The organism is Nodularia sp. LEGE 04288, from assembly GCF_963896525.1.
In the GTDB taxonomy this organism is placed as follows: domain Bacteria; phylum Cyanobacteriota; class Cyanobacteriia; order Cyanobacteriales; family Nostocaceae; genus Nodularia.
In genome coordinates this window covers 69122-82080 of the sequence record NZ_CAWQOY010000093.1, presented here as the reverse complement: position 1 = coordinate 82080, position 12959 = coordinate 69122, and the positions used below count along the sequence as shown (strand labels likewise).

Annotated in this window: 12 protein-coding genes; 6 read left to right on the top strand and 6 right to left on the bottom strand. The window is 40.6% G+C overall.

What is annotated here, in order from left to right; translation table 11 throughout:
* A partial coding sequence (locus AACX33_RS07075; protein WP_339406242.1) for an FG-GAP repeat domain-containing protein occupies positions 1 to 334 on the bottom strand: 334 nt, incomplete at its 3' end.
* A 486-nt stretch (positions 335 to 820) separates the two neighbouring features.
* Here AACX33_RS07075 and AACX33_RS07070 point away from each other — a divergent pair.
* From AACX33_RS07070 to AACX33_RS07060, 3 genes are all read left to right on the top strand, one after another.
* Positions 821 to 2158: an aromatic ring-hydroxylating dioxygenase subunit alpha gene (locus AACX33_RS07070; protein ID WP_193999254.1), complete on the top strand. Its 1338-nt coding sequence runs from the start codon at positions 821 to 823 to the stop codon at positions 2156 to 2158.
* 110 nt (positions 2159 to 2268) lie between these two features.
* Positions 2269 to 3129 carry a TauD/TfdA dioxygenase family protein gene (locus AACX33_RS07065; RefSeq protein ID WP_193999256.1) on the top strand — a complete coding sequence of 287 codons (861 nt, stop codon included), beginning with the start codon at positions 2269 to 2271 and terminating at the stop codon, positions 3127 to 3129.
* A gap of 109 nt (positions 3130 to 3238) precedes the next feature.
* Positions 3239 to 3562, top strand: a complete 324-nt coding sequence (locus AACX33_RS07060) for a hypothetical protein (RefSeq protein WP_193999258.1) — start codon at positions 3239 to 3241, stop codon at positions 3560 to 3562.
* A 245-nt stretch (positions 3563 to 3807) separates the two neighbouring features.
* On the opposite strand, the gene AACX33_RS07055 is transcribed toward AACX33_RS07060, so the two are convergent.
* The gene (locus tag AACX33_RS07055; protein WP_193999260.1) at positions 3808 to 4704 is read right to left on the bottom strand and encodes a bestrophin family protein; all 897 of its coding nucleotides are present in this window, start codon (positions 4702 to 4704) and stop codon (positions 3808 to 3810) included.
* 109 nt (positions 4705 to 4813) lie between these two features.
* Positions 4814 to 5644: a sulfurtransferase gene (locus AACX33_RS07050; RefSeq protein ID WP_193999262.1), complete on the bottom strand. Its 831-nt coding sequence runs from the start codon at positions 5642 to 5644 to the stop codon at positions 4814 to 4816.
* A gap of 156 nt (positions 5645 to 5800) precedes the next feature.
* Between AACX33_RS07050 and AACX33_RS07045 the strand changes: the two genes are divergently transcribed.
* The 3 genes from AACX33_RS07045 to AACX33_RS07035 all read left to right on the top strand — a co-directional run bounded on the left by AACX33_RS07045 (position 5801) and on the right by AACX33_RS07035 (position 8698).
* The gene (locus AACX33_RS07045; RefSeq protein ID WP_193999264.1) at positions 5801 to 7033 is read left to right on the top strand and encodes an HD domain-containing phosphohydrolase; all 1233 of its coding nucleotides are present in this window, start codon (positions 5801 to 5803) and stop codon (positions 7031 to 7033) included.
* 142 nt (positions 7034 to 7175) lie between these two features.
* Positions 7176 to 8543 carry a bifunctional UDP-N-acetylglucosamine diphosphorylase/glucosamine-1-phosphate N-acetyltransferase GlmU gene (gene glmU, locus AACX33_RS07040; protein WP_193999266.1) on the top strand — a complete coding sequence of 456 codons (1368 nt, stop codon included), beginning with the start codon at positions 7176 to 7178 and terminating at the stop codon, positions 8541 to 8543.
* A complete protein-coding gene (locus AACX33_RS07035; RefSeq protein ID WP_193999268.1) occupies positions 8540 to 8698 on the top strand; it encodes a hypothetical protein in 159 nt (52 codons plus the stop codon). Before glmU ends, AACX33_RS07035 begins: the two co-directional genes overlap by 4 nt.
* A gap of 19 nt (positions 8699 to 8717) precedes the next feature.
* Here the strand turns inward: AACX33_RS07035 and AACX33_RS07030 are convergent, their stop codons facing one another.
* From AACX33_RS07030 to AACX33_RS07020, 3 genes are all read right to left on the bottom strand, one after another.
* Positions 8718 to 9671, bottom strand: a complete 954-nt coding sequence (locus AACX33_RS07030; RefSeq protein WP_193999270.1) for an isoaspartyl peptidase/L-asparaginase — start codon at positions 9669 to 9671, stop codon at positions 8718 to 8720.
* 55 nt (positions 9672 to 9726) lie between these two features.
* Complete coding sequence (locus AACX33_RS07025; protein WP_193999556.1) at positions 9727 to 9882, bottom strand: DUF2256 domain-containing protein; 156 nt, start codon at positions 9880 to 9882, stop codon at positions 9727 to 9729.
* A 97-nt stretch (positions 9883 to 9979) separates the two neighbouring features.
* Positions 9980 to 12853 (bottom strand): sensor histidine kinase, encoded by a 2874-nt coding sequence (locus AACX33_RS07020; protein ID WP_193999272.1) that lies wholly within the window; start codon positions 12851 to 12853, stop codon positions 9980 to 9982.
* Between the last annotated feature and the right edge of the window lie 106 nt (positions 12854 to 12959).

Below are 12959 nucleotides of genomic sequence, written 5' to 3'. Positions count from 1 at the left end.
CTTTCCCATCGCCATTGAAGTCCCCAACAATGATATTGGCTTGTTGACCATTAAAAGCCAGCGTATCTGTCATGGCAATGGGATTAGCAAAAAGACCATCCCCTTGGGATAAATAAACTTCTGTATCTCGATAGCCATCAACCGAATTACCAAACTCCTGGCGGATGACATCATCTTTCCCATCGCCATTGAAGTCCCCAACAATGATATTGGCTTGTTGACCATTAAAAGCCAGCGTATCTGTCATGGCAATGGGATTTTTAAATGTTGCCTTGGGAATTAATCCGTAACTATTTTCATCAAAATTACCGAACTGATTGGAAGAATTATCCAAAGGTGAGTTTGAATTTGAATCTAGTGCTGTAGGGTCAAACATACTATGAGGAGTTTATATATGATTGCATATGTAAAATATTTTACTAGCCGTTCAATGAAAGTTTTATAAATTTATTGTGATTTTCCTTTCTAGTAATATTACTGAAAAATTTAAATTTATTATATATAAATATAAACTTTTGTATTAAAATAGTGATTATTCCATCACCAAAAGTATCTTTGCCCCCGCGCTAGTCAATGGGAAGCATGGAATTATTACTTAGAGGCGGGTGTGGAGTGACATCACAATAAGTACGTACTCTCAGTAGATCGTAAAGTTTTCCTCAAGGGCGATCGCTACTTGCCTTTGCATGAAGCTAATTCATACTTTCAATCAGCAACGCCAAGAGAGTTATATAAATATGCGATCGCATCTTCCTAACAGCAGATGGATTCACCACATCCAGTTAGACAGTATTAGAATTACATCCACGCCGTCAGCACTATGACATTAGAGACTCAGACACCCCAGCCAGAAACGATGCACGAAGAGGAAGAAGAATTTCATTGGCGAGAATGCTGGTATCCCGTCTGCTTTCTGCAAGACTTGCCCAAAAATATTCCTTATGGTTTTTCTTTGTATGATGAACCTTTTGTGTTATTCAGGAATCAAAATGGCATACTTGTGTGTTTAACAGACCGTTGTCCCCATCGCGCCGCCAGACTCTCTGATGGACAAATTATTGATGGCAAAATTGAATGTTCATATCATGGTTGGCAGTTTGGCATTGATGGTCAATGTTTGCACATTCCGCAGTTACCAGAAGATACCAAAATTCCTCTAAATGCTTGTGTGCAATCGTTTACAGTTGTAGAACGTCAAGGCTTAATCTGGGTTTGGGCGGGAGAAACTGAAACTGCCATTGATCAACTCATCCCCACTATAGCGGACTTGGAAAACCCAGAATTTGTCCACACCGACTATATGAGAGATTTACCTTATGACCAAACTTATTTAATAGAAAACTTTGTTGATCCGGCTCATGTTTATATCAGCCATGATGGCACTGAAGGTAATCGAGCCAGCGCCCAACCATTAGAAATGGAAGTCAGCGATTTTTACGTTAAAGGATTTTTGGGGAAAATCCGCCAAAGCCGAAATAGTGATGCACCTTGGCAAAATTTGGATTTTATTGCGCCCAATTTAGTTCATTACAAATTAAACGTAATTAAACCTGGTTGGTATGCTGGCATAGCTTTATATTCAATTCCTATTGGTAAGGGTAAATGCCGTCTTTTACTCCGCAGATATCGCAATTTTATGATGGAAAAATTTAAGTCTAAACCTCGCTGGCTGGAACACTTGCGGCAAAACAAAGTTTTAGAACAGGATTTACCTCAAATATTAGGGCAACAAGCAGAAATAGCGAGGTTACAACAAAGTTTAAATAAAATTTATTTGCCACTAAAAACATCAGATTTATTAGTGATTAGTTACCGCAAATGGTTAGATAAATTTGGTGACTCTTTACCATATTATCAAGGTTATTTTACTTCTAAAAATATCGGTAGCAATGATTGCTCTCAAACTTTACCAGATGCAGACAGATTTTTACAACATACACTTATTTGTAGTTCATGCAATCAGGCATATCGGGTCACAAATCAACTAAAACAAACCTTTGCCGCCGTAGGAATCGCTCTAGCAGTTTTGGCAATCATCACAGATGGGCTGAGTAGTATTATACTCGTTCTTGCGGCTCTAGTGTCCGTTGTCTTGGCAGTTTTAGCTGAAAAATTAAAAACGCACTTTCGACACTCTTATACTCACTTTGATCAATGAGTAGTGAGCAATTTTTGGGTGTTATCTCACGCAGAGGCGCAGTTAGCGGAAAGCTTTCCCGCAGGGTGGCGCAGAGAATCAGAAAGAGTAATATTAATAGGGGTTTTAAAATGCAACTTCAAACAGTGCAGCAACATTCTCGACTTGGCACAGAAGTATTGCCAGAATGCAATCTCACACAACTGACAAACCAAGAGATAAATCAATTCAAAACATCTCTTTGGCAGCATGGCGTGATTGTTGTCAAAAACCAACGTTTAACTGCATCACAGCTAAAAGAATTTGCCTACCAAACTTTTGGTGAGTCTAATATTAATTATCCCCCTAAACCCCTTGATCCAAATATTGATCCAGATTTACAAAGTATTGGTGTATCTATTTTAGGAAATCCCCAACAGGATACTCAGGAAATTGTCGGCAAATTTGCTTGGCAATGGCATCATGATAAAGATTTACTTCCTACAACAGCAGGTCTGGATATGAATGCTTTGTATGTGGTGATGCTTTATGGAGTAGAAATACCGCCAGAGGGAATCGATGGTCAGCCCCACACAACGGCTTTTCTCGACATGATAGAAGCTTATAATAATCTCGATCCTGAGCATCAGCAGCAATTAGAGCAAATGTCTATGTACCATTTACCACCAAGAAACCATCAGCCAGGACATGATGTACCAATGAAAAGGCATCCCATTGTTTCCATTCATCAGGTAACTGGGAAAAAAGGATTATATCTAGGTTCAGATACATCAATTCTTGTTGGTATGGAAGATACATTGGATTTGGCAAAACAGTTCTGGCAGGAATTATTTCAAACTGTTTTGGAACGTACACCAGTTTATACTCATGTTTGGCAACCGGGTGATCTTGTTGTTTGGGATAATTCGCAAGTGATGCACGCAGGCATTCCCTATGATGCCAGCAAGTATAAGCGCGTTGCTTTACGTGTAGGATTGGTAGACACCAAATGATATCTTCTACTCTTTGGCAGCAAAATCAGAAATGTTAATCATGTTTTATCCGGATTAACCAAGAAACAGATGAATAATACTTTATATCAAATCTCCATGCCTAAAACTTATGGATATGCCTCAGCGCGTATCAATTCGCTACAAAGATACGTCCTACAACGTTAATGAGATCCGGTTAAAAACCTTCCGGCTTGGTTTCCAAATATGGGAAGAACAAACCAAAGCTAGACAAACTGAGCTTTATAATTTTATCTTCTCTTGTTTGAAACAAATTGACCGCCAAGACAGGTATATGTTTTCTGTGCTGTTTATAGAGTTAACAGAAATCATCCGCAATTCTCGCTTGGAAAGAAATATGAAAGAGGTGTTAATTAAAACAGCTTTTAGTGAGTTTGCTTACGCATTAGCAGATTTTGAAGATGCGGACAAATAAAAATTTATTGGCACCTTCTCCTTAGTCACTATTAACGCCCTGTCAATAAAATATGCTACCCAATTTAGCATTTGGTTAGATTCCATTAGTGCAAACGGTTGTGGTCTTGCGGTAGATAGGGCTTTATGATCACAAATTCCTGTACTCTTTATCCTGTAGTCTTTTCAGGTTATATTATCTGCCCGTAGGCAAGATAATCAGACTCGTTTGTCTAAACAGTTTTTTCCCTTCTAAAATTATACGTTTTAATTATATAATCCAATGCTAGGACTCAGCGTAATTAAATCGTCAATATTGCGTTTCATAGTGTTGCAAATTGCATCTAATGGCAAGTCATTAGCATCGTAACCAAAAGGATTTTCTATTTCCAACCCGATAGCTTCAATGCCAAATAAAGTAAAACTAATCAACGCCACAATTAATCCTGTCCACCACCCCAGACTTTCCACTAATTGAAAAGGTAATAGGTAACAATACAGTAATAATAACTGTTTGAGATGAATAGCGTATGCTAAAGGTATGGGTGTTTTTAAAATTCGTTCGCATGATCCTAAATTATCCACCAAATTATTTAATAACTCTTGCATTGCTATTAACTGGTAGATGTGAAGGCATTTATGATTATGCTGCTGCTGTAAATAATCTCCAATCCAGAAGGCAAGTTCTAGGGGTGGATTATTCATATTCTCAAGATTTCTATACTTAGAGTCTGGGATTAGTTCTTCTAACTCATTCGTTATCAACTCTCCACGCAAATGTAATTTAGTCGCTACAGCAAAGGCTACTAATAAATACAATGCAGCAATTTTATTTTTTCTATCTTCTGCGGATATTTCATCAATGGATACCCAAATTTGTCTTGCTAAATTTCGCACGTTGTTTACTATGGAACCCCAACATTTTCTGCCTTCCCAAAAGCGTTCATAAGCTGTATTAGTGCGAAAAACTAATAATAAGCCTAAAACAATACTAGGAATCACACTTTCTAAAATTGGTTGGGATACAGATAATTTGAAATTATAAAGTATAGACACAAAAATTCCAAATAATCCACACCCAATAACGCGTTTATAAATCGCTAAAATTACTGATCCTTTGATCTGAAGAGCTATTTGAAACCATAGTTTTCTTTCGACTGTCATGCAACTAACCTAAAACACAATAGAGTGGCTGAAGATTTGGTGGATCTAGAGTTCAGCATATTAATTTTGATGGTTGGTTTTTTAGTCTTAACTACAATTGGCAATTAGGTCAGTTTTGAAAGTCATAACTAATCCAGTCACTCCAACTACCAGCATAAAGTTTTCCTGTGTGAATATTGGCTAGTTCCAAAGAAAGTAAATTCACACAAGCAGTTACACCAGAACCACAATAAACTATAATTTCCTCAGCTTTTTCTAGTTTCTCCCAGCGTTGGCGTTGCTCTGATGCAGAAAGTAAATAACCAGAAGAGCTGGTAATGTCTTGCCAAGGATAGTTAATAGCACCGGGAATATGACCAGCAATTGTATCTATTGGCTCTCGTTCTCCTCGGTAGCGATCGCCTTCTCTAGAATCTACTAAAGCTACTTTTGGTAAGTCTTTGCGACTTTTCACCGCCTCAATATCTACTACCAAGTTTGGTCTGATTTTCGGGATAAAATTACCTTTCTGGGGTGTTGAAATCACGTCTGTGACTGCATAACCAGCTTTTTGCCATGCGGTAAATCCTCCATCTAATACAACTACTTGCTCATGTCCTAGATAGCGTAATAACCACCAAAGACGAGATGCAAAGGCCAAGCGCGAATCATCATAAGCAACAACTAAACTTTTTGGGGAATCTACCCCAATTGCTGATAACTTGTGAGCTAGATCATTGACATTTGGTAAAGGATGTCTACCGCCATGCTTACCTATAGGACTGGAAAGATCCTGATTCAAATCTAGATAATAAGAATTTTTGATATGACTTGCTTGGTATTGTTGTTTTCCTAGTTGAGGGTCAGCAAGAGAAAAGCGACAATCTACAATAACGATGTGTGGATCGTTAAGATGTTCAAAAAGCCAAGCGGGGGAAATCACAAATTGGGTGTCAGCCATAAACTAATCAAAATATATTAAAAAATACAATCCCAGATTGGGAAAAATTTGTCCAGGTCTAAACATTGTATACTTGTAAAGTATATGATGATGAGATACTAAATTACTTTTTTCCGTCCGACACTGTTAACTTTATTGAACAAGTGGGGTGCTTTTGTGATTTCATGGAATTCCAACTGTACAGACTCTACTGAAGAACAATTTGGAGGGTCAAACCACGTGAAAAAATTACATAATATCAATTCCAATCATGCATTAGAATCGCCAATCTTAGCAGGTTATCCCTTGGAGTCATCTCAAGGTCATCTCCGGCGGGAACAGATACAAGTAGCTCCAGATTGGATGAAAAATGATCTTAATTATGGTTACGATTCGTTAATTTCTATAACTCCACAAGCTATACCTTCTAAAGTGGTGAACGGTTTAGATTCAGAATTGCCGACAGTTTTAGTGGTTGACGACAATACAGCCAGTCGAATCACTGCGGTTGCTCTTTTGTCGATGGAAGGATACGAAGTGATTGAGGCTGAAAGTGGTCCGACTGCTTTATTACTAGTAAAACGAAAACAACCAGATTTAATTTTGCTGGATGTGATGATGCCGGGAATGGATGGGTTTGAAGTCTGTCAGTTGCTGAAGCAGGATGAACATACTAGGCTCATACCAATAATTTTTATTACAGCCTTAAATGACAAGCGATCGCTTATCCGAGGAATTGAAGTCGGGGGGGATGATTTTCTCAGCAAACCTTTTGACAATGTAGAACTAGTAGCGCGTGTAAAATCTTTGGTGCGGCAAAAGCGTTTAAATGAAGACTTAGACCATGCCGAGAAAGTGCTGTTTTCTGTGGCTAAGGCTATTGAATGTCGTGATCCCAATACAGGCGATCACTGCGAACGGTTAGTCAAATTAGGACAGGCTTTTGGTGAATACCTCAATCTTTCGCGCTACCGAATTCGAGATTTAATGTGGGGTGGATATCTGCATGATATCGGCAAGGTGGGTATTCCCGACGCGGTGCTACTGAAAAAAGGCAAACTCACCCCCGAAGATTGGATAATTATGAAGCAGCACGTTTTAATTGGGGAAAAAATCTGTCTACCACTCCGGAGTATGAAGGGTGTAATTCCCATTATTCGCCATCACCATGAGCGCTGGGATGGATCGGGCTATCCTGATGGACTCAAAGGGGATGATATTCCTTACTTAGCACAAGTATTTCAGATAATTGATATTTACGATGCTTTAACTAGCGAAAGACCTTATAAAAAAGCCTTTAGTTTAGAAGAAGCAATATCTGTAATGCAGCAAGAAACTGATTCAGGTTGGCGCAATCCCAAGTTAGTGCAGCAGTTTATCGACTTTAGTCGCTTCCGGAATGGAAACTAGGCAGTCCGCTGTCGATCAATATCCCCAGTTGTGTACCTGGAAAGATTTTGGTGTTGGTTAGATTAACTGCTATGATTTGAGCCGAAATATATTGAAATATCAAGCGCGAAAACGTACTTTACTGATAGCTGATAGCTAAATTATGGTAGTTGTAGCAATTCTAGCGGCGGGACGCGGCACCAGGATGAAATCACACCTACCCAAAGTTTTACATTCTTTGGGTGGGCGATCGCTAGTTGAGAGAGTTCTCGATAGCGTAGAAGCACTTTCCCCTTCACGGCGGATGGTGATTGTGGGGTATCAGGCAGAATTAGTCAAAGCAGCCATGCAGTCCCCTAACTTGGAGTTTGTCGCACAGACTCAACAACTGGGAACAGGTCATGCCATCCAGCAATTATTACCCCACCTGGAGGGTTACACAGGAGATTTGCTGGTGCTAAATGGCGATATACCGTTATTACGCAGCCAAACTCTAAAACAATTATTACAAACTCACCAAGAAAATCAGAACGCCGCCACCATCCTTACCTCACACCTAACTCAACCCCAGGGCTACGGGCGCGTTTTTTGTAATAGTGAAAATATTGTCCAGCAAATTGTGGAAGAAAAGGATTGTACTGCGGCTCAAAAACAAAATTGTCGGATTAATGCTGGGGTTTACTGTTTTAATTGGCAGAAGTTAGCTCAGGTTTTACCCCACTTACAGGCAAATAATGCTCAAAAAGAATATTACCTCACAGATGCTGTGACTCAAGTGGGTAAAGTCATGGCTGTTGATGTGGAAGATGATCAGGAAATTTTGGGAATTAATGATCGCCTACAACTAGCAACAGCTGACGAAATTATCCAAAGGCGTGTCAAGGAAAAATGGATGGCGGCTGGTGTTACCCTGATCAACCCTCAAAGCATTACCATTGATGACACCGTAGAATTACAGTCTGATGTGATTATTCAACCGCAAACTCACCTACGGGGAAATACTACGATTCAAACAGGGAGTTGTATTGGCCCTGGGAGTTTAATTGAAAATAGCCAATTGGGTGAAAACGTCACAGTCCAGTTTTCTGTAGTTACAGATAGCGTTGTGCAGACAGGCAGCAGAATTGGCCCTTATGCTCATTTACGTGGTCATGCAGTAGTAGGTGCTAATTGCCGTGTGGGTAATTTTGTCGAATTGAAAAATACTCAGTTAGGCGATCGCACGAACGCCGCACATTTATCATACTTAGGTGATACCACTACAGGTAATCAGGTAAATATTGGTGCAGGTACAATTACTGCTAACTACGACGGCGTGAAAAAACATCCTACCCACATAGGCGATCGCACTAAGACTGGTTCCAATAGTGTTTTAGTAGCACCAGTCACGTTAGGAGATGATGTTTATGTCGCCGCAGGTTCAACTGTGACAGAAGATGTAGCTGATAATTCTTTAGTAATTGCCCGGAGTCGTCAAGTAGTTAAACAAGGTTGGCAAAAGAAAAAACTTGACAATGAAACCACTTCATGATTACTGACAGGATCAACAAAACAAACAAGCGCCGCAAATCTGGTGGTGATAACTTGAAACACAGAGAATTAATGGCTATTCTCCCACAAGAATCTCAAATAACCCTGAAAAAAGCGGCGCTTGATTTAAAAATCCTCAGCGAACCTCTGCGTTAGAAAAAAATTACCCTAAACCTTAAACACAGCCAACTAATTCCCCATTATTCCATTCCAAAGTATCACCAATGCTTTCGCCATCGTGATAGGCAGCAAGTAATACCTCGCTAGTTTTACCCCATGATATCGCTCCAGTAGCTTCGATGGCGATCGCACCCAAATCGCGCTGATTTTTACTCGATTCCGTAAACGAGCGCTGCATAGCATCCTTGAGCAGCATTCCATCAGTTACCCGCACCACAATCTTGGCAGCTAGACATTCATCGATGATATCTTCCCCAATACCAGTACAGCTAACTGCCGCATGACTATTAGCATAATTACCTGCGGGCATAGCAGAATCACTGACTCTACCAATACGCTCAAAGCCTTTACCGCCTGTAGAAGTGCCAACAGCCAGCCCACCATAGGAATCTAAAACGACTACACCAATGGTGCCACGTCCAGCATTGCTGGTTTCCACTAATTCCGGTTCTGCTACCACGCCAGCCATTGTGCTTTTAAAGTTATCCTGGCGCTCTTGCATCCATTCCTGCAATCTTAAATCAGTTAAAGCATTGAATAAGGGAACTTGTAACTCCCGTGCTAGTTCAGCTGCACCGTAATCGGAAAGTACCCGATCTGGCGAACTTTGTAAAAAGTGTACCAATTCAATGGGATTTTTCACCCGCGAAATATTAATTACACCACTAAAACGCCCTGATGTACCATCCATCAAAGAAGCACTCATGCGGATTTGACCATCAGATTGCAGTACTGAACCAGTACCAGCATTAAAGCGGGGGTCATCTTCTAACATTTGGCAACCCTGTAAAACCGCCTCAGATGCAGTTGCACCTGACAGGAGAAGAGAATAAACTGCCTCTACTACCCGATAAAGTGAGCGGCGCACCGACTCTAATCCTCCTTTACCGTGGAGAGAACTACCAGCTCCTCCATGAATAATTACTTTAGGTTGCACCTGTAAATTCATCTATCTATAACCCTTGCGCTATTTGCGTCTCAGTTGTAGTTGGTTTTACTATAAATTAGGTATTAGTCTCAGAACGGCGACGACGGCAACGTTCTGAGCAGTATTTCACCTCGTCCCAGCAATCTTGCCATTTCTTGCGCCAAGTGAAGGGACGTTGACATACCGGACAAATTTTTGCAGGTAGGTCTGATTTAGAACGAACTCGTCCCATGATGAATACCATGCCGAGGTGAGTTTGATGTTTGAGAGCGATGGAAAAATATTATAACGAGTTAGCGACAAAAGGAGGATAACTGAAAAATAATTTCCTAATGATTTTTGCCAGCTAATGGCAACATTAAGCGACTGACTACCCGGCTATCTGGTAACTGATAGATATGCAATTCTCCTCCTAGTTGCTGGATCAGATTTTGGCAAATCAGCAGATGTAAGCCTGGAGGTTGGTCGAGTGGAGAAAGTTTCAGCACATCCTTGGGTATATTTTGATCTAATTCTGCCAGTAACTGTGGTTCAACGAAGCCATTATCTGTAATCGATAATTCTAATAATTCCTCATCTAAACGGCGACACCAGATATCAATTCTGCCTCCACTTTTAGAACGTTGACAGGCAAAAACTAATAATTCGTGCAGGATTAATTCAATTTTGACAATATCACCAGCGATCGCCATTGAGGAAGGATAGGTTGAAGTCTGAATCCCGGACAGGAATGAAGGGCTATTGACTGATTGGTATTCTCCACCCGATTGTCCCAAACCATGCACACCCACCCATAACTTGTGTTGCTGAAATAAAGTTTCTACTCGTTCGAGCGATCGCTTGAGTAAAGTGGAAATGGGCATAGTCTCCGCATTCTTATGTAACTGCCATTGTTCCAGCTTCAGTAATCCAGTCATGGAGGCTGTTGTTTGGTCTAACTGCTGCAACAGTAACTGGTAACGTGTCCGAGTCAGATCATTACTAGGAATCCCCAAATCATGTATTTGTTCGAGAATCAGCGCTGTTGTTCTTTGAATTTCCTCCAGACGACTATGTTTATACCAATTGAGTTGTTGTAATTCCTCGTTTGTAGACTCTAACAGTTGGGTAACTTGCTGTTGACGACGCGACCAAGCTAATTGAGTCACCAGAGTTTCTGTAGCATTGAGACTTAGCTGTGACCATTGACGTTGACGATGATCTGCTATCACTACTATGCCTGTGGGTTCATAAGCAGCAGCAGTACGTAATGCCAGGATTAAAATTTGACCAATTCCTAAACCATTCAACCATTTTCTGGTTTCCGGTGGTAAATCATCCACGCTGAAACTCAGGTAACTATCTTGGCACAGCGCCCATTGGATCAGAGCTTCAGACTTAATAGTTACTTGTGCATCTGCCACAATTTTAAATCTAGTATCAGTGCTTAACTCGATAATTTCGGCATAAATCTCACCAGAAGACCAAGATAAAATCAGTGCCAAGGGACAATCGAGAACAGATACTATTTGTTCTAGTACAGTCCGTTCTAGATGTTTTTCCCTGGTTTCGGTAGTGGGATTTTGATCGCTGTGTTCAATGGCTGTGAGGCATTGCTGAATGCTGAATAATACCTTTCGTTGCTGCTTATTATCAATTTGCAATTGCCATTGCTGGACAATCACACCAATTTGTTGACTAACGACCCACAGCAGTTCTTTTTCCAAGGTTGACCAAGTGCGATGAGTTTCGTGAGTGAGCAGCACAAGCACTGTTGGTGCATGACCTTGAGTACAATTACAAATTAACTGCGATCGCACACCATGTTCGATCAGGGGATGTCGCCAGTTAAAAAACCGTAAATCTTCATCTAACTTCTCCACCTCTACCGCAGCTTTAACATTCTTTAATAAAGAATTATCCACTTCTGCGAGATCATTGAGAGCAAATGTTAAAGGTCGGCGATTATGAGGTTGGCTTTGGTAGATAATTTGATAATTATTTTGGTCAGCGTCGTATTGCAAGAGTAAAAAGCGCGTAGCAGCTAGTCGAGCTAAAACTTTTGTCGCACAGGTGCGGAGAATTTCGTTAAATTCATCCTTGTGATAAATAGCTTGAGCAACTTGGCTAGTTAGCTGGGTATCATCTTGAATTTGTTTGATGGTGCTTTCCATGCTGTCGATGGGAGCAACTAAAGAGATTAGCCCCGCCGCACCTTGGAGAAAATTTTTATCCGCCTCTGCCCAAATTCGTGGTTCATGATCTTCCACCGCCAAAAATCCTAGTAGATCCTTGTGCCATAAAATCGGAGCTGCTAACAGCGATCGCACTTGCAAGCGTTTTAACAATTTGGCGGTAAAATGGCTTTGTAGAGAACTCCGGGCATCACCAATCCAGACAATTTCATTCACGGACAAAGCATAATACAATTCGCTCAACTCCTGCACTGTCATTCCTGGTGCTTGTTGTTTATCTCCATAATCACGACCGATATTCACCAGATGATTACTCATCCGACACCAAAAATAACGCCCTTGTCGCTCAAACCAATAAATATTTGTCCGACTGGGAGAGACAAAGTTATGGGTGGCCTCTACCACTGCTTTGAGCCTTTGATCGAGATTATTCAGAACGCGGATATTTTCTAGTAATTTTAATAATGGTTCATCAGGGCGTTTGGTTTGCTGTTGCTGCAAATCTATCTCTTTTTGATAGAGTACTGCTCCTAATACCCCTAAAATCATTGTTAATCGTGTCTTTGTGTCTCCTGTCAGTAAGTAACCCCAACGTTTGGAACCGAGTAATAGTAAACCTAAAAAACGGTTTTTATGGCGAATAGGCCAAAAAATCGCGCCTTGAATGTTATGTTTTCTACCCAATTCTTGCCATGTTGCAGCCCGGTTTTCGTTACGTAAATCTACTACACCTAATGGTCCCTGTTCAATGACTACTTGCTCTAATATGTCGCCGGGATTGAGAAAAACCCGTTTGTGCAGAAAACTCTTGTCTTGATCAGGTGTAATCCCGCCTTTGCCAAATAATGTGTGCTGGAGGCGATCGTAAAGCGCAATCCAAATCAGACTGTAGTCAAATTCCTGTTGGATATAAGAAATAGTAGTTGCAATCAGAACGTCAACATCATCCTCTTCTCTCAGGCTTTGGAGGACGCGGCACAAGGCTAGAATCTGTTGTTCGTCGCTTAAAGATTTTTGTGGCTGCCCCATCTGAATTATTGATCAACTTAGCTTGTAATATATTAAGATGCCCAGAAAAACATCCAGACTCAATATAACTACGGATGATTGCTGTAAGTTCTGGGTAAAATTTTAC